This is a genomic window from Streptomyces gobitricini, from assembly GCF_039532985.1.
In the GTDB taxonomy this organism is placed as follows: domain Bacteria; phylum Actinomycetota; class Actinomycetes; order Streptomycetales; family Streptomycetaceae; genus Streptomyces; species Streptomyces gobitricini.
The window spans coordinates 539,605-557,398 of sequence record NZ_BAAASR010000018.1 but is presented as its reverse complement, the minus strand read 5'-3'; the positions used below and the strand labels follow the sequence as shown (position 1 = coordinate 557,398).

Sequence of the window (17,794 nt, the reverse complement as noted above, 5' to 3'; positions counted from 1 at the left end):
AATCGGCGTCCGGAGAGCCGGGTGCCGCTTGACCCGGCCCGTCGCGGTGGCCCACCGTGCTGTGCCGGAAGACCGGGGCCGGGTGACGTGATCGCCCCCGCCCCCGGCGTGCGACCTGCCTTTCCACCCGTGGGCAGGCCCGGCGCGTACCGACACGCGAGGGCGGCACGGAGTGGTGGCCGCACCCGTCCGATCCGGCCGGGCCTTCGCCGTCCGGGACATTACGGCTTGCCACGTGAGGGTTGTGCTATGTCACTCCAGGAGGACGAACGTCGACCGCTGTCCGGGGCCCAGGAGGGTCTCTGGTACGCCGGACGGCTCGCAGCGGACAGCGCCGCGTACAACACGGCGGAGGCGGTGGAGATCCACGGCCCCCTCGACCCCGGGCTGTTCGAGACCGCGCTGCGGCGCGTCGTCGGCGAGGCCGACACCTTCGCCCTGCGGTTCACCGACACCGACGAGGGGCCCCGCTGCCACCCCGCCGCGGACGCCGGCGACTGGCCCCTGCACCGGGTGGATGTCAGCGGCGCCGAGGACCCCGGGGCCGCCGCGTGGACGCACGTCCGCGCCGACCTCGCGACGCCCGTGGACCTGGAGAAGGGCCCGCTGTTCGCGCACACCCTGCTGACCCTCGCCCCCGACCGCCACCTCTGGCTGCTGAGGGCCCATCACCTCCTGCTCGACGGCTACAGCTACAAGCTTCTCGGACGGTGCCTGGCCGACACGTACAACGCGCTGGCCGAGGGACGCGAGCCGGACCCCGCCGGGTTCGCGCCGGTGAGCCGGCTCCGGGAGGAGGAGACGGCCTACCGCGCCTCCGACGCGTACGCCCGCGACCGCGACCACTGGGCGCGGCACCTGGCCGGCCTGCCCGAGCCCGCCCGGCTCACCTCCCGTACGGCCGCCCCCACCGCGCCCTTCCTGCGCCGCACCGCCGAGCTGACGCCCGCGGAGACCGGCGCCCTCGACGCCGCCGCGGCCCGCCTCGGCGTCCGGCGCACCGAGCTGCTGACCGTCGCCACCGCCGCCTACCTGCACCGGATGACCGGCGCCCGCGACCTGGCGCTCGGCCTCGCCACCATGAGCCGCCTCGGCAGCGCCGCCCTGCGCACCCCCGGCACCGCCTCCGACGTCCTCCCGCTGCGCGTGGCCGCCGCCCCGGACGCGCCCCTCGCGGAACTGGCGGGGACCGTCGCGGACCAACTGAAGGCGCTCCGCCGCCACCAGCGGTACCGGGGCGAGTACCTCCGCCGCGACCTGGGCCTGCTGGGCACCGGACGCCGGCTGTACGGGCCGGTGCTCAACATCGTCCCGTTCGACGAGTCCCCCCTCTTCGGCGGGCACCCCACCACCTGGCACCACCTGTCCGGTGGCGCCGTCGACGACCTGCAGATCTCGGTGCGGCCCGGCACCCCGTCCGGCGGACTGTGGCTGGCCTTCGACGCCAACCCCGCCCTGTACGAGGAGGACGAACTCGTCCTGCACCGGGACCGGTTCCTCACGCTGCTGCGCCGCCTGGCCGAGGCCGACCCGACGGCCCCGCTGGGTGAACTGGACGTCCTGCTGCCGGGCGAGCACCCCCGCGACACCCCCGTACGCAGGTATCCGGTGCGGCGGACCCTCACCGAGCTGTTCGAGGAGCGGGCGGCGGCCGGGCCCGAGCGGACCGCCGTCACCTGTGGGGACGAACGGCTCACGTACGCCGCGCTCAACGCCGAGGCCAACCGGCTCGCCCGGCTGCTGGCCGACCACGGCGCCGGGCCGGGCCGGGTGGTGGCCCTCGCCCTGGAGCGCGGGACGCGGCTGCTGCCCGCCCTGCTGGCCGTCCTCAAGACCGGCGCCGCCTACCTGCCCCTCGACCCCGGCCACCCGGCCGAACGGCTGCGGCTGGTCGTCGAGGACGCCGCCCCCGTCGTCCTCGTCACCGAGCACGCCCACGCCCACCTCGCCGGGGACGCGCTGCCCGTCGTCCGCCTGGACGACGAGCAGGTCGCCGCGGACCTGGCCCGCCGCTCCGCCGCCGACCTCACCGACGCCGACCGGCACGGTCCGGTGAGCCCGTCCGACATCGCGTACATCATCCACACCTCCGGCTCCACCGGCCGCCCCAAGGGCGTGCCCGTCCCGCAGTCCCACGTCGTCCGTCTCTTCGCCGCCGCGGCCGAGCACTTCGACTTCCGCGCCGACGACGTGTGGACGCTGTTCCACTCCTACGCCTTCGACTTCTCCGTCTGGGAGATCTGGGGCGCCCTGCTGCACGGCGGCCGGGTCGTCGTCGTCCCGTACGCCGTCAGCCGCTCGCCCCGCGAGTTCCTGGAGCTGCTGCACCGCGAGGGCGTGACCGTCCTCAACCAGACGCCCTCCGCGTTCGAGCAGCTCGTCGACGCCGACCTCGAACGCGGCGGCGACACCGGGGCGTTGCGGTACGTCGTCTTCGGCGGCGAGGCCCTGCGCCCGGCGCGGCTGCGCGCCTGGGCCGACCGGCACGGCCTGGACCGCCCGGCGCTGGTGAACATGTACGGCATCACCGAGACCACCGTGCACGTCACCCACCACCGCCTCACCCGGGCCGACCTGGACGACCCGCGCCGCGGCAGCGTCGTCGGCATCCCCCTCGCCGACCTGCGCGTGCACCTCCTCGACGGCGAGGGACGCCCGGTGCCGCCCGGCGCGACCGGTGAGATGTACGTCTCCGGCGACGGCGTCGCCGCCGGATACCTGAACCGGCCCGGCCTGACCGCCGACCGCTTCCTCGACGACCCGTACGGCCCGCCCGGCACCCGCATGTACCGCTCGGGCGACCTGGCCCGGCGCCGTCCCGACGGCACCCTCGACTACCTCGGCCGCGCCGACGCCCAGATCCAGCTCCGCGGCTTCCGCGTCGAACCCGGCGAGATCGAGGCCGTCCTCGTCGCCCACCCCGGCGTCACCCGTGCCGCCGTCGTGCCCCGCCGCGCCGGCAACGGCACCCTGCACCTCGTCGCCTACACCGTCCCCTCCGGCGACGCACCGGTGAACCCCGCCGAGCTGCGCGCCCACGCCGCCGCGCACCTGCCCGAGCACATGGTCCCGGCCGCCTGCGTCCCGGTGGACGAGCTGCCGCTGACCGCGAACGGCAAGCTCGACGTCCAGGCCCTGCCCGCCCCCGACTTCACCGCCGCCGCGACCGGCACCCGGCCCGGGACGCCGCGGCAGGCCCTGGTGTGCCGCCTGTTCGAGGAGGTGCTGAAGCTGCCCCGGGACACCGTGGGCACCGACGTGAACTTCTTCGACCTCGGCGGCGACTCCCTGCTCGCCACCCGTCTGCTGGCCCGCCTGCGGCACGAGACCGGCGCCGAGATCCCCATCACCGCCCTGTTCGGGACACCGACCCCCGCCGCCCTCGCCCGCCGGCTCGACGTACCGGCGGACGGCGCCCTGCCCCGCCCGGCCCTCGGCGCCGCCGTACGCCCGGCGCGGGTGCCGCTGTCGTACGCCCAGGAACGCATGTGGTTCCTGAACCGGCTCGACGACGGAGCGGCCACCTACAACATCCCGCTCCTCGTCCCGCTCGACGCCGGTCTCGACACCGACGCGCTCCGGGCGGCCCTCGGCGACCTCGCCGACCGGCACGAGATCCTGCGGACGGTGATCGCCGAGCACGACGGCGTGCCGTACCAGCGCATCCTGCCGCCGGGGGAGCTGCGCCCCGTCCTGCGGCACGTCGACTGCCCCGCCGCGGAGACCTCCGCCCACCTCACCGCCGCGCTGCGGCACCGCTTCGACCTCACCGCCGAAAGCCCCCTCGCCGTCTGGCTGCTCGGCTCCACGCTGCTGTTCGTCCTGCACCACAGCGCCGCCGACGGCTGGTCGCTGCGCCCCTTCGCCGAGGACCTCAGCACCGCCTACGCGGCCCGCCGCGCCGGCCGGGCACCCGACTGGACGCCGCTGCCCGCCCAGTACGCCGACTACGCGCTGTGGCAGCGCGCCCTGCTCGCCCCCGGACCGGACGGCCCGGGCCGGCTGGAGCGGCTCACCGCCCACTGGCGCACCGCGCTGGACGGCCTGCCCGAGGAGTGCGCCCTGCCCGGCGACCGGCCGCGCCCCACCACACCGCGCGGCGGCGGCGCGCACGTCGAGACCACCGCCGACGCCGGGCTGCACCGCGCCCTGCTGCGCCTCGCCGACCGCGAGGGCGTCAGCCTCTTCATGGTGCTGCACGCCGCCGTGAGCGCCCTGCTCACCCGCTGCGGCGCCGGCGAGGACATCGTCCTCGGCACCCCCGTCGCGGGCCGCACCGACCCCGCCCTCGACCCCCTGATCGGCCTCATCACCAACACCCTGGTGCTGCGCGCCGACACCTCCGGCGACCCCGCCTTCCGCGACCTCCTCGCCCGGCTGCGCACGGCCGACCTGGCCGCCCTGGACCACCAGGACCTGCCCTTCGACCGGCTGGTCGACGACCTCAACCCGCCCCGCACACCCGGCCGGCACCCCCTGTTCCAGGTGATGCTGGCCCTCCAGAACAACGAACCCGCCGTCCTCGAACTGGACGGGTCCCGCGCCGGGCTGCGGCCCACCGCCACCGGCACCGCCAAGTTCGACCTCTTCGTGGACGTCCTGGAACACCACACCCCCGAGGGCACCCCCGACGGCCTGACCCTGCACGTCGAGTACGCCACCGACCTGTACGACGCCGGCACCGCCGAGGCGTTCGCCCGCGCCCTGCACGACGTCCTGCGGACCGTGAGCGCCGAGCCCGGCACCCGCGTCGGCCGGCTGCCCGCGCTCCCCGAGCGCACCCCCGCCCCGGCCGCGGCCGACCCGGCGGAGCTGGAGAACGCGGCCCTGTCCGTGCCCGGCATCCGGGACGCCCGTGCCCTGCCCGGCACCGACGGCGCCCCGCCGCGCCTGTACGTGGTGCCCGGACGGGCGGACGCCGCCGAACGCGCCGAGGAACTCCTGGACCGCGCGGGCCACGGCACCGTCCGCGTCACGGCCGTCAACGCGCTGCCCCGCGCCGAGGACGGCACCGTCGACACCACGGCGCTGCGTGCCCTGCCCGCCGTCGACCGCACCGCCGCCGGCACCTGGCGGGAGCGGCTGACACAGATCCCGGGCGTCACCACGGCCGACGTGACGGTGGAGAACGCCCCCGAGGAACTGGACCGCCGCCACACCGGCCTGCCGGACCGCACCACGGGCCCCGCCCCCGCCAGCCGCACCGAGGCCGCCTCCGCCGCGGAGGCCGTCAGCGAGGGCCCCGCCCTCACCGAGCCGTCCGTGCCCGGTTGGGCCGAGGCCCTGCGCCGCGCCGCCGCACGGGACCGGGGCGACATCGTCCACGTCCACGCCGACGGCAGCGAACACCGGCGCACCTACGCCTCCCTGATCCCCGAGGCCTCCCGCGTGCTCGCCGGTCTGCGCCGGGCGGGCCTGCGCCCCGGCGACCAGGTCATCCTCCAGTGCGACGCCACCGAGGACTTCCTCGCCGTGCTGTGGGGGTGCGTCCTGGGCGGCTTCGTCGCCGTCCCGCTGACCGTCCCCGCCTCCTACGACACCCCGTCGGCGGCCCTGACCAAGCTGGAGGGCATCTGGCGGATGCTCGGCCGGCCCTGGATCGTGTGCTCCGCCGGCCGCGAGGCCGGGCTGCGCGCAACCGTCGCACGCCAGGACTGGCCCGGCCCGCGGCTCATCACGGCCGACGCGCTGCGCGAGGCACCCGAGGACCACGACTGGCACACCGCCGCACCGGACGACCTGATGCTGATGCTGATGACGTCCGGCAGCACCGGCCTGCCCAAGGCGGTGCGCCTCACCCACCGCAACGTCCTGACCCGCTCCGCCGCCACCGAGCAGGTGAACGGCCTCGGGGCGGACGACGTCTCCCTCAACTGGATCCCGCTCGACCACGTCACCGGCGTGGTGATGTTCCACCTGCGGGACGTGTACCTGGGGTGCCGCCAGATCCACGCCCCCACCTCCTACATCCTCCAGGACCCGCTGCGCTGGATGGACCTCGCCGACCGGCACCGGGTCACCGTCACCTGGGCGCCCAACTTCGCCTTCGGGCTCCTCGCCGAGCAGTCCCACCGCTTCACCGGCCGCGCCTGGGACCTGTCGCCGATGCGGCTGGTGATGAACGCCGGTGAGGTCGTCGTGGCCTCGGCCGCCCGCCGGTTCCTGCACGCGCTGAAGCCGTACGGCTTGCCGCAGGACGTGATGCACCCCGGCTGGGGCATGTCCGAGACCTGCTCCGTGGTCACCGACGCCGTCCTGCCCGCCGAACCCGTCTCCGGCGAGGGGACGTTCGTGAGCTGCGGCCTGCCCTACCCCGGGTTCGCCATGCGGATCGTCGACGAGCGTGGCACTCTCCTCACGGAGGGCGAGGCGGGCCGGTTCCAGGTCCGCGGCACCTCCGTGACCGGCGGCTACCACGACAACCCGGGCGCCAACGCGGAGGCGTTCACCGAGGACGGCTGGTTCGACACCGGCGACCTGGCGTACCTGCGCGACGGCGAGCTGTACATCACCGGTCGTGCCAAGGACGTCATCATCGTCAACGGCGTCAACCACTACAGCCACGAGATCGAGGCGTGCGTCGAGGAACTGCCGTACGTCGAGCGCAGCTTCACCGCCGCCGTCGCGGTGCGCTCCGATCCGTCGTCGCCCACCGACGAACTCGCGCTCTTCTTCCACCCCGCCTCGGAGGTCACCACCGGCGCCCTGCGTGAGATCGCCGGGAAGGTGACCCGGGAGATCGGCGTCAGCCCGGCCTTCCTCATCCCGGTCGAGCGGGACGCGGTCCCCAAGACGGAGATCGGCAAGATCCAGCGCACCAGGCTCCGCAAGAGCTTCGAGGCGGGCGCCTTCGACGACGAGGTCCGCCGGACCCAGCTCCTGCTGGGCACCGCCGCGACCCTCCCCGACTGGTTCCTGCGGCCGGTGTGGCAGCGGACGGAACGCCCCGGGGCCCGGACGGCGCCGCCCGGCCGCCACACCCTCGTCCTCGCCGGCGGCGACCCCCGGGTGCGGCGGCTCGCGGAACGGCTCGCCGGCGTCCTGCGGTCCGGCGGGGGCCTGTGCACGGTGGTCGGCGAGGGGCCGGCGTACGCCCGGCTCGACGCCGCGCACCACCGCGTGCGGCCCGCCGAGGAAGCCGACTACGCCGAGCTGCTGCGGCGGCTGGAGGACGACCGGCGGCCGGTCGACGCCGTCCTCCACCTCGACGGGCTGCGCGGCGCCCGCGCTCCGGAGACGGCGCCGCGGGACACCACCGGTGCGGAGGAGCTGCTCGCGTTCACCCGTGCCCTCGCCGCCCGGCCCGGCCGGCAGCGCCCCGTCGACCTCGTGTACGTGACGGCGGGCGCCCAGGCCGTACGCCCCGGCGACCGCCCGTCCCCGGCCCACGCCATGGCGGGCGCGCTGCTCAAGTCGCTGGCCGAGGAGTCCGGCCGGCTGCGCGGCACGCACCTCGACCTGGCGCCGAACGACGGCACGGACCCGCTGGCCCTGCTGGCGGCCGAGGCGACGGTCACCGCGGACGGCGCGGAGGTGGCGTACCGCGACGGACACCGCTACGTACGCCGCCTCGCCGCCCTGCCCGACACCCCGCCCCACGCCGAGCCGCCCGCCCACGACGGCTTCACCCTGCTCACCGGCGGCCTGGGCGGCGTCGGCGCCGAGATCGCCGCACATCTGCTGCGCACCCCCGGCACCCGGCTCCTGATCGTGGGCCGCACACCGGAGTCCGAGGCCCACGCCCTGCCCCGCCTGCGCGAGCTGGGCGACGTCCGTTACGCCCGCGCCGACGTCACCGACGAACACCAGGTGCGGGCCGCGGTGGAGGCCGCCGCCGAGGCATGGGCCGTGCCCCTGGAGTCGGTGCTGCACCTGGCCGGCACCCTCGTGGAACGCCCCGTGGGCGAACTGGACGCCGCCACCTGGCGCCGGGCCCTCGCGGCGAAGACGAGCGGCGCGTGGACGCTGCACCGGCTCACCGCCGACCACCCCGTCACCTCCTTCGTCACCTTCTCCTCGGTGAACGGCTTCTTCGGCGGCGCCATGAACGCCGCCTACGCCGCCGCCAACGCCTACCTGGACGCCCTCGCCCTGTACCGCCGGAGCCTCGGACTGCCCGCGCAGTCGCTGGCGTGGAGCATGTGGCGCGAGCGCGGCATGAGCCGGGGATACGGACTCACCGCGCTCACCGAGGCCCGCGGCTACCGGCTGCTCGACGCGCCCGCCGCGCTGCGCTCGTTCGACCTGGCCCGCACCCTGGACGAACCGCACCTGCTGATCGGCGCCGACCGCACCGCCCCCTGGGTCCGCAGCCACGTCGTCGCCCCCGTGCGCCGGACGCGGCGCGTGGCCGCCCGCGTCGGCCTGGAGGACGGCACCGACCTGGGCGCCCTGTACCGCGCGGCGGCCGACGGCGCCCGTGCGGCCGGCCTGTCCGACGACGCGTGGACGCTGCGCTCGGCGGGCACCGCCGTACGCCCGGACGAGGCGCAGGCGGGAGAGGAAGCGCGGCGGCTGGAGAGCCGGCTCGCCGAGGTGTGGTGCGGCGTGCTGGGCCGCGACCGGGTGGGCCGGGACGAGAACTTCTTCGACCTGGGCGGCAACTCGCTGCTCCTCGTCACCGCCCAGACCGCCGTCAACCGCGCCTTCGGCACCGACGTGTCGGTGGTCGACCTGTTCGCCCACCCCACGGTCCGGGACCTGGCCCGCCACCTGTCGGCCGCGGGGGCCGGTGCCCCGGCGGCCGCCGAACAGCCGCCACGGCAGGAGGCCGGCGGCCTGGACCGCGCCAAGGAGCAGGCACAGCGGCAGCGCGCCGCCCGCGCGCGCCGCACCGCACGGCACGGCAAGGACCGGGGCCGTGCGTGACAGGGCGAGCGAGCCCACGCGGCACCCCGCCGAGCCCCGAGGCGACCGGGTGAAGCCCACGCCGCACCCCGCCGAGCCCCGAGGCGACCGGGTGAAGCCCACGCCGCACCCCGCCGAGCCCCGAGGCGACCGGGCGAAGCCCACGCCGCACCCCACCGAGCCGGGAGAGGACGAAGCACAGGCCGTGCACGACACCAGCACACCCCACGACGAGGAGTTCCCCGAGCTCCCCGAGTTCCCCGCCGTCGCCGTCATCGGCATGGCGGCCCGCTTCCCCGGCGCCGACGACCTCGACGCCTTCTGGGAGAACCTCGCGGCCGGCCGGGAGGCGATCCGGCCCGTCACCGACGAGGAATTCCTCGCCGCCGGCGGCGACCCGCGCGACCTGGGCGACCCCACGCTGATCCGGATGGTGTCGGCCGTCGAGGGCATCGACCGCTTCGACTCCGGCTTCTTCGGCCACAGCCCCGCCGAGGCCGCCGTCGTCGACCCGCAGCAGCGGCTGCTGCTGGAGACGGCCTACCACGCCCTGGAGGACGCCGGCTGCCTCGGCGGCGACCGTACGGCCGAGGCGTTCGGCGTCTACGCGGGCGCCGGCGACAGCCGCTACTACCCGGCCCACGTCTACCCGCGCTTCGCCGGGCAGCCCGGCTCGGTGGAGCTGGTCCACGCGGCCACCGCCAACTCCCTCGGCACCCTCGCCACCCGCGTCTCCTACGAACTCGGCCTCACCGGACCGAGCGTGTCCCTCCAGACGGCCTGCTCCACCGCGCTGGTCGCCGTGCACACCGCCTGCCAGGACCTGCTGGACCACCGGTGCGACACCGCGCTCGCCGCCGCCGTCTCCCTCAACCCCTCGGCCGCGCTGGGTTACCGCCATGTGCCCGACGGACCGTTCTCGCCCGACGGCCACTGCCGCGCCTTCGCCGCCGACGCGGCCGGGACCTCCTCCGGCGACGGCGTCGGGGCCGTCGTGCTCAAGCGGCTGGAGGACGCCGTCGCCGACGGCGACCGCATCCGGGCCGTCATCCGCGGCAGCGCCGTCAACAACGACGGCCGCCGCAAGGTCGGCTTCAGCGCGCCCAGCGCCGCCGGGCAGACCGAGGTGATCCTCGCCGCGCAGGCCCAGGCGGAGGTCGACGCCGACACCATCGGCCTGGTCGAGGCGCACGGCACCGCCACCAAGCTCGGCGACCCGATCGAGGTGTCCGCGCTCACCGAGGCGTTCCGGCACAGCACCCGGCGGACCGGCTTCTGCGCACTCGGGTCGGTGAAGACCAACATCGGCCACCTCGGCGCCGCCGCGGGCATCGCCGGGCTCATCAAGGCCGTCCTGGCCCTGGAACACCGGCAGATCCCGCCGAGTCTGCACTTCGACCGCCCCAACCCGCTCATCGACTTCGACGCGAGCCCGTTCCGCGTGCCCACCGCACTGGAGGACTGGCCCGAGGGCGGCCACCCCCGCCGGGCCGCCGTCAGCGCCTTCGGCATCGGCGGCACCAACGCCCACGTCGTCCTGGAGGAGGCCCCGCCCACCGCCTCCGTGCCCCCCCGCCCGCCCGAGGACGGCCGCCGCCTGGTGCTGCCGCTGTCCGCACGGACCGCCGGCGCCCTGCGCGGCCAGGCCCAGGCACTCGCCCGGCACCTCGAACGCCGCCCGGACCTGCGCCTGGACGACGTGGCGCACTCCCTGCGCACCGACCGGCCCGCGCTGCGCCACCGCCTCACCGTCACCGCGGCCTCCCGCGACGAGGCGCTCGACGCGCTGCGCTCCGCGGCCCCCACCACCCCGCCGCTCTCCGACGACCCGGCCCGCGTGGCGTTCCTGCTGCCGGGCGGGGGCACCCAGTACCCGGGCATGGGCGCGGAGCTGTACCGCGACCACACCGTCTACCGCGACAACGTCGACGAGTGCGCCCGCATCCTGCGGCCCGTCCTCGGCGCCGACGTGCGTACCGCCCTCTTCGAGGAGCGGCGGCCCGACGACACCGCCGCGTTCCTCGGGCTCGTGGTCACCGAGTACGCCCTCGCCCGCACGCTCATCGAGTCGGGCGTCCGCCCCGACGCGCTGATCGGCCACTCGCTCGGCGAGTACACGGCCGCCTGCCTGGCCGGCGTCATCGACCTGGCCGACATGCTGCCCCTGGTCACCGAACGCATCCGCCTCATCAGCGCGGCCGGCGGCGCCACCGTCGGCGTCGCCGCCCCGGCCGAGGAGATCCGCCCGCTGCTCGACGACGGCCTGTCCCTGGCCGCCGCCAACGGCCCCGGCGCCTGCACCGTCGCCGGACACCTCGACGCCGTCGAACGCTTCGAGGCCGAACTGACCCGCCGGGACGTCCCGTACCGCCGCCTGCGCATCCCCGTCGCCGCACACTCCCACGTCCTGGACCCGGTCCTGCCGGCCTACGAGACCCACCTGCGCCAGGTCACCCTGCGCCCGCCGCGCATCCCGTACGTCACCAACGTCACCGGCACCTGGGTCACCGACGCCCAGGCCACCTCCGTACGCCACTGGCTCGACCACACCCGCGACACCGTGCGGTTCGCCGACGGCATCGCCGCCCTGTGGGACCCCCTGCGCCCCGTCCTCGTGGAGATCGGGCCGGGCGACACCCTGACCAAGCTCGCCACCGGCCGGCTCGCCGACGCGGCACCGGTCACGGTGACCACCATGCGGCACGCCAAGGCCGAGGCGTCCGACGGCTTCGTCCTCGCCGAGGCGCTGGGACGGCTGTGGAGCGCGGGCGTCGACAGCGCCCTGCCCCCGGTGCCGGGGACGCCCCGGCGGGCCCCGCTGCCCCCGTACGCCTTCGAACGCCGACGCCACTGGATCGACGCCCCCGGCACCCGCTCCACCCCGGACGACACCCCGGCCGCGGAGGAGACCGCCCCCGGCCTCGCTCCGCGGCCCCGGCTGACCACGGAGCACGTACCGCCCCGCACCGAACGCGAACGAGAGGTCACCCGGCACTGGGAGGACACTCTCGGTATCGACGGCATCGGCCTGCACGACAACTTCTTCGACCTCGGCGGCGACTCGATGCGCGCCGTACTGCTCGTGGGCCGGCTGCGCCAGGCCGGTGTCCTCGACGTCCCGGCGGCGGCCCTGCTGGCCGCGCCCACCGTGGCCGGCGTCCTCGCCGCCGCCGACGAGCAGGACGGGAAGGCGCCGCGGACCACCCCCACCGCGCTCGGACCGCTGCTGCCGCTGCGGGCCGAGGGGACCGCCACGCCCCTGTTCTGTGTCCACCCCGGCGCCGGCGTCTCCTGGCGCTACACCGGCCTGCTGCCGCACCTCGGCGGCGACCAGCCCGTCTACGGCATCCAGGCGGTCGGTCTTGACGGCACCCGGCCGCCCGCGCCGGACGCCGCCGCCATGGTCGCCCATTACCTCGACCTGGTGCGCCAGGTGCAGCCGCACGGTCCGTACCGGCTGCTGGGCTGGTCCTACGGCGGATTCGTCGCCCACGCCATGGCCTGCGCCCTCCAGCGCGACGGCGAGCGCGTCGAACTCCTCGCCCTGCTCGACGCCCCCCAGCCGCACGGCACCGCCCACGACCCCGACGCGGCCGAACGCCAGGTGGCGGCCCTGTTGTCGCGGGTGGCCGGTCTCCCCGTCGACGCGGGGGCGGCCGTGGAGACCGTCCTTGAGCGGATCGACGCCCGCGTCTCCGCCGACCCGGCGAGCGTCCCCGTCACCCGCGCCGAGGCCGCCGCCATCGCCGCCGTCATGCGCAACAACCTGCGCATCGCGCCCCAGTTCGCCCCCGGCGTCTACCGCGGTGACGTGCTGTTCTTCAGCGCCGCCGAGGAGCGGCCCACCGACTTCCCGGCGGACCTGGCGGTGCTGTCGGGCAAGGCCGACAGCTGGCGGCCCTACGTCGACGGCACCCTCCACGACCACCACGTGCCCTGCGGCCACTACGAGATGACCGAACCCGAACCGATCGCCCGTATCGGCGAAGCGGTCGCCAAGGCCCTGCGCGGCCCCGGCGACCGGGTCTCCACATCTCCTCTCCCTTGAAGCCGTGTCGAGGAGAACCAGCGTGAGAGCTGCCCAGGACCCGTACGACCTCGGTGACGCGCCCGAGACCGGCACCGTCCCGACGAATATGTACGCCTCGCTCATCCGCCGTGAGCGCTACGGGAAGCCCGTCGACGCCTTTCGGACCGAGGTGGTCGACGTCCCGCCCGTGGGCCGCGTCATCGGCCCGTACCCGTCCCGTGGGCGACCGGGGTGATTCGCTCCCGTTCAGAGGGGTACCTGCGGCGGGGTACGACGCACACCTCACCCCGGAGGTACCCCCATGGGCAAGCTGGGCGACATGATGAACAAGGCCAAGCAGATGGCCAAGGGCCACCCCGACCAGGCCGACAAGGGCGTGTCGGGCGCCGAGCGTATGGCCGACGAGCGGACCGGCAACAAGTACGACGCCAAGACCGACAAGGCCGCCGACACGGTACGGCGTTCCTACCGGGACGGTGGCGGCACGCAGCGCTGACCCGGTACGCGGGGTCTCCCGCCCCCGGTGCGCCGGGGGCGGGAGACCTGCTCAGCCGTGGGCGTCGGCCCGGCCGGCGACGTAGCTGAACACGCCCGCCCCGACGCGCACCACCCGCACCCGCACCGCGTGTGCGGGTTCCGCGCGCGGGCAGACGCGCAGAGCGTCCCCGTCGGGGCGGGCCAGCAGGTCGCGCAGGCTGCGCATCGGTCCGGCCCGACGTTCGCCGTCCGGCCCGACGAGGGCCTTCCAAGCGGCCTCCTTCGCGGAGAACAGCTCCGTCACCGACCAGGCCGCCGCGCCCGCAGCGAGCAGCGCCTCCTCGTCCGCGCGCAGCACCAGGCGCGCCGCGCCGCGGGGGAGGGGACGCAGTTCCAGGTCGCAGCCGAGCGGGAGGCCCCGGCCCGGGGCGCGGGCCACGGCGACGGCGATTCCGGCACTGTGCGAGATCGACGCCACCCGGCCCGGCGGGAACACCGGCAGCCGCCCCGACCTGGGAATCTCCCCGCACTCCAGCCCCACCGCGCGCAGCGCCCGCCGGGCTGCCCGCCGCCCTGCCAGGAACTCCAGCCGGCGCTTCGGCGGCATCGACGCCGCCGCGGCCGCCTCGGCGGGCCCGGCCGCTTCCGGACCCGGCTCGGAGACGGCCGCGACGCCCAGCCCGAGCCCGGCGGCGGCCAGCAGCGGACGCAGCGCTGTCACCTCACCGCCCGCCGCCCCGGCGGACGCTCCGCCTGCCGCCCTCGCGGACTCGTCATCCGCGGCCCAGGCGGGCCCTCGGCCCGCCGCCCGCCCGGGGGTACTTCCTGCCGCCTGCCCGACCCCACCGCCCGCCGCCCGGCCGGGGGCGCCTCCTGCCGCCCGCCCGACCCCACCGCCCGCCGCATCCCCGGCCTCATGACCGTCCCGGGCCGGCCAGGACGTCTCCGCCCCGGCCGGCCCGGTCCGCGCGGGGCGCGAGGTCATCGCCGCCCGCCGCACGCGCTCACACCCGCAGCAGTTTCTTGACGATCTTCCCGGCGGGGTTGCGCGGCACCTGCTCGATGAACTCCACCCGCCGCGGGCGCTTGTACGGCGCGAGCAGCCCCGCGAGATGCGCGAGCAGCGCCGCCGCGTCCGCCTCCGCGCCCGGTTCCAGGGCGACGTACGCGAGCGGCACCTCGCCGTAGTCCTCGTCGGGCATCCCGACGACCGCCGCGTCCCGGACCGCCGGATGGGCCATCAGGGCGCGCTCGATCTCCGAGGGGTAGACGTTCTGGCCCGCGCGGATGATGACGTCCTTCGTGCGGTCCACCAGGCTGATGCGGCCCTCGTCGTCGACGAAGCCGAGGTCGCCCGTCCTGATCCACCCGTCGAGGGTGATCTCGCCGGTGGCCTCCGGGTCGTTCCAGTAGCCCTGCATGACGCCGGGCCCGCGTACCACGATCTCGCCGATCTCGCCGCGCGGCACCTCCCGGCCGCCCTCGTCCACCGCGCGGGCGGACATGCCCGGGACGACCCGGCCGCACGGGATGCGGGCGGTGACGTCTCCGGGGGCGGGGTGCTCGTCGGGACCGAGCGTGACGAACGGGCCGCCCACCTCGGTCATGCCGTACACCTGCCGGAAGCCGCAGTCGAGCCGCCGGACCGCGTCGGCGTAGACGTCGAGCGGCATGGGGGCGGCGCCGTACAGGATCTCCCGCAGGGAGGACAGGTCGGTGCGGTGGGACCCCTTGGCCTGGAGCATGAAGCGCAGCATCTGCGGCACCAGCCACATGTGCGTGGCCCGGTGCCGCTCCACCGCGGACAGCGCCCGCTGCGGCGTGAAGCCGGGCATCAGCACGACCGTGGCAGCGGCCGCCAGGTAGGTCAGGGACACGACCATGCTGCCGTGGTACAGCGGACAGCAGTTGACCATGACGATGTCGTCGGTGGGGCGGGCCATCACCAGCCAGCCGAGGGCGATCGCGCGGAACGACCCGCTGTCGACGGTCACCCCCTTGGCCTGCCCGGTGGTCGCCGAGGTGTGCAGGACGGCGATCGGGTCGGTGTCGGCGACCTGCGGCAGCTCCCGCGTCTCGGCCAGGGTGCCCAGCGCCGCGAAGGCGGGCATGTCCAGCGCCAGCCGGATCCGCACCGACGCCGGCAGCTCGGGGTGCCGGTCCAGCAGGTCCGACTCCCCGATGACGGCCACCGCGCCGACGCGTTCGACGATGCCGGCGACCTCGGGCTCGGCCAGGCTGTGGTTCAGCGGCACGAACAGCGCACCGAGCCGGGCCAGCGCGAAGTAGCTCTCCAGGACCTCGATCCGGTCCTTGGCGAGCACGGCGACCCGGTCACCCCGCCCGATGCCCAACTCGGCCAGTCCGAGAGCCAGTTCGACCGTGCGGTCGTGGAACTGGGCCCAGGTGACGCTGCGCTCCTCGTCGACCAGGGCGGTCCGGTCGGGCCGGCACTGGCGGTTGCGTTCCAGCAGCTGCGTCAGCCACATCACGCACCGCCGCCCGCGCCGGCGACCGTGCGCCCGGCCACGAAACGCTCGTAGTCGGCGATGGTGCGCAGCCCTTCCATGTCCTCGGCGGTGATCTCCACGCCGAGCCGCTGCTCGACGAGCAGCACGAGACGCACCAGATCTCCGGAGTCGATGCCGCTGGCGGCCAGGTCGACGTCGTCGCCGACCTGGTCGGCGTACTCGGCCGTACCGGTGATCTCGACCAGCAACTCCCTGATGGTGCTCATGGTTTCCCCTTTCGCCTCGGCGTGCCGGCCGCCGCGCGGTGTACGACTGTCACCACCTGAAGAGGCGGACGGGGCCGGGCCGCACTCCCCGGGCCGGCCCGTGAGCTTTGTCACGCGCCCGAACCGCGCGCGGCGGGGATAGCCGGGCCGCGCCCGGGGCCTCTTACCGCAACGAAGCCACCCGCTCCGCCCTGCCCCGCGCGGGCGGTCCCGAACCGAAGGAGTGATGCGCGTGCCCAGGCAGCCGGTACGGGTCCGCACCCCCGAACGGTGCCCGCGCCACGGCACCGCCGCGGCGGTCACCGGACGCACGGGCGGTGCCCGGTGACCGCGCCGACCACCGCCCCCGCCGTGGACGAGGGCGACCTGCCCGCGCACTTCGACGCGCTCGTCGCCGCCGGTGAGACGATCGAACCGCGCGACTGGATGCCCGACGGATACCGCCGCATGCTGGTCCGCCAGATCGCCCAGCACGCCCACTCCGAGATCATCGGCATGCAGCCGGAGGCAGCCTGGCTCACCCGCGCCCCGTCCCTGCACCGCAAGTCGGTCCTCATCGCCAAGGTCCAGGACGAGGCCGGCCACGGCCTGTACCTGTACTCCGCCGCCGAGACGCTCGGCGTGGACCGCGCCGAGCTGCTGGACGCCCTGCACCGCGGGCAGCAGCGTGCCTCCGCCACCTTCAACCACCCCGCGCTCACGTGGGCGGACACCGGGGCCATCGCGTGGCTGACGGACGGCGCCGCCGTCATCAACCAGGCGCCCCTGTGCCGGACCTCCTACGGGCCGTACGCCCGGGCGATGCGCCGCGTCTGCCAGGAGGAGGCGTTCCACGTCCGGCAGGGCTACGACCTGATGCGCGCCCTGTGCGAGGGGACGCCGGAGCAGAAGGAGATGGCCCAGGACGCGGTCGACCGCTGGTGGCTGCCGGCCGTGGCGCTGATGTTCGGGCCGCCCGACACCGAGGCGGGCGGCGCGGACGCGCGGACCGCCGCACTGGGCGCCGCGGTCTCCCGCCGCGCGATGGCCTGGGGCATCAAGCGCCACACCAACGACGAGCTGCGCCAGCGCTTCGTCGACTCCTGCGTCCCGCAGGCCGAACGCCTGGGCCTGACGCTGCCCGACCCGGCGATCCGCTGGAACGAGGAGCGCGGCCACTACGACTTCACCCCGATCGACTGGGACACCTACCGCGAGGCACTGGGCGACGACACCCACTGGGCGCGGCAGCGCGTCGCGCACCGCCGGGCCGCGCACGAGGACGGCGCCTGGGTCCGTGAGGCCGCCGCCGCGTACGCCACCGCCGTGTACGACGCCACCGCGTACGCCACCGCGTACGGCGCCGCAGCGTACGCCGCCGTCGAGGACGCGCAGGGAGGAGAGGACGGATGAGCGGGACACGGGAGGGCGCACCGGCGTCCTGGGAGGTTTTCGTGCGGGCCCGCCGGGGCCTGGCCCACCAGCACGTGGGCTCGGTGCGCGCGGCCGGACCGGACGCGGCACTGGCCGCGGCCCGCGACCTGTACACGCGCCGGGGCGACCCGCTGTCGGTGTGGGTGACCCGCTCCGACGCCGTGCACACGGCCTCCCCGGACGAACGCGACCCGTACTTCGCGGGCGCCCGCCACAAGCCCTACCGCTACCCCGAGCACTTCCCGCCGCTGACCGAGAAAGGCCCCGAAGGTGAGCATCACGAGTGACGC

The 17,794-nt window shown here is 75.7% G+C and carries 8 protein-coding genes and 1 pseudogene; 6 read left to right on the top strand and 3 right to left on the bottom strand.

Going from position 1 to position 17,794, the window contains the following annotated elements; genetic code table 11:
- Positions 1 to 249 precede the first annotated feature (249 nt).
- From ABD347_RS17885 to ABD347_RS17870, 4 genes and pseudogenes are all read left to right on the top strand, one after another.
- On the top strand, positions 250 to 8,868 hold the full coding sequence (locus ABD347_RS17885) for an amino acid adenylation domain-containing protein (protein ID WP_344362274.1): 8,619 nt from the start codon (positions 250 to 252) through the stop codon (positions 8,866 to 8,868).
- Complete coding sequence (locus ABD347_RS17880; protein WP_344362272.1) at positions 8,861 to 12,895, top strand: alpha/beta fold hydrolase; 4,035 nt, start codon at positions 8,861 to 8,863, stop codon at positions 12,893 to 12,895. The genes ABD347_RS17885 and ABD347_RS17880 overlap by 8 nt, the downstream gene beginning before the upstream one ends.
- 22 nt (positions 12,896 to 12,917) lie before the next feature.
- Positions 12,918 to 13,070: pseudogene (locus ABD347_RS17875) on the top strand (crotonyl-CoA carboxylase/reductase); the annotation flags it as partial.
- 108 nt (positions 13,071 to 13,178) lie between these two features.
- Entirely contained in the window at positions 13,179 to 13,373 is a 195-nt protein-coding gene (locus ABD347_RS17870) for an antitoxin (protein WP_344362271.1), read from the top strand.
- Between the two features lie 51 nt (positions 13,374 to 13,424).
- Here ABD347_RS17870 and ABD347_RS17865 read toward each other — a convergent pair whose 3' ends face one another.
- The 3 genes from ABD347_RS17865 to ABD347_RS17855 all read right to left on the bottom strand — a co-directional run bounded on the left by ABD347_RS17865 (position 13,425) and on the right by ABD347_RS17855 (position 16,091).
- A complete protein-coding gene (locus ABD347_RS17865) occupies positions 13,425 to 14,075 on the bottom strand; it encodes a 4'-phosphopantetheinyl transferase superfamily protein (RefSeq protein ID WP_344362268.1) in 651 nt (216 codons plus the stop codon).
- Between the two features lie 283 nt (positions 14,076 to 14,358).
- Positions 14,359 to 15,843 (bottom strand): class I adenylate-forming enzyme family protein, encoded by a 1,485-nt coding sequence (locus ABD347_RS17860; protein WP_344362266.1) that lies wholly within the window; start codon positions 15,841 to 15,843, stop codon positions 14,359 to 14,361.
- Positions 15,843 to 16,091: an acyl carrier protein gene (locus ABD347_RS17855; RefSeq protein ID WP_344362263.1), complete on the bottom strand. Its 249-nt coding sequence runs from the start codon at positions 16,089 to 16,091 to the stop codon at positions 15,843 to 15,845. Before ABD347_RS17855 ends, ABD347_RS17860 begins: the two co-directional genes overlap by 1 nt.
- 324 nt (positions 16,092 to 16,415) lie before the next feature.
- On the opposite strand from ABD347_RS17855, the gene paaA reads away from it, so the two are divergent.
- Positions 16,416 to 17,483: a 1,2-phenylacetyl-CoA epoxidase subunit PaaA gene (gene paaA, locus ABD347_RS17850; protein ID WP_344362261.1), complete on the top strand. Its 1,068-nt coding sequence runs from the start codon at positions 16,416 to 16,418 to the stop codon at positions 17,481 to 17,483.
- Entirely contained in the window at positions 17,480 to 17,791 is a 312-nt protein-coding gene (locus tag ABD347_RS17845; RefSeq protein ID WP_344362259.1) for a 1,2-phenylacetyl-CoA epoxidase subunit B, read from the top strand. The genes paaA and ABD347_RS17845 overlap by 4 nt, the downstream gene beginning before the upstream one ends.
- Positions 17,792 to 17,794 lie beyond the last annotated feature (3 nt).

What these genes read in the sequence shown, in the direction of transcription:
- ABD347_RS17860 (WP_344362266.1), bottom strand. Translation starts at nt 15,843, where the DNA reads ATGTGGCTGACGCAGCTGCTGGAACGCAACCGCCAGTGCCGGCCCGAC.
- ABD347_RS17845 (WP_344362259.1), top strand. Translation starts at nt 17,480, where the DNA reads ATGAGCGGGACACGGGAGGGCGCACCGGCGTCCTGGGAGGTTTTCGTG.
- ABD347_RS17885 (WP_344362274.1), top strand. Translation starts at nt 250, where the DNA reads ATGTCACTCCAGGAGGACGAACGTCGACCGCTGTCCGGGGCCCAGGAG.
- ABD347_RS17870 (WP_344362271.1), top strand. Translation starts at nt 13,179, where the DNA reads ATGGGCAAGCTGGGCGACATGATGAACAAGGCCAAGCAGATGGCCAAG.
- ABD347_RS17855 (WP_344362263.1), bottom strand. Translation starts at nt 16,091, where the DNA reads ATGAGCACCATCAGGGAGTTGCTGGTCGAGATCACCGGTACGGCCGAG.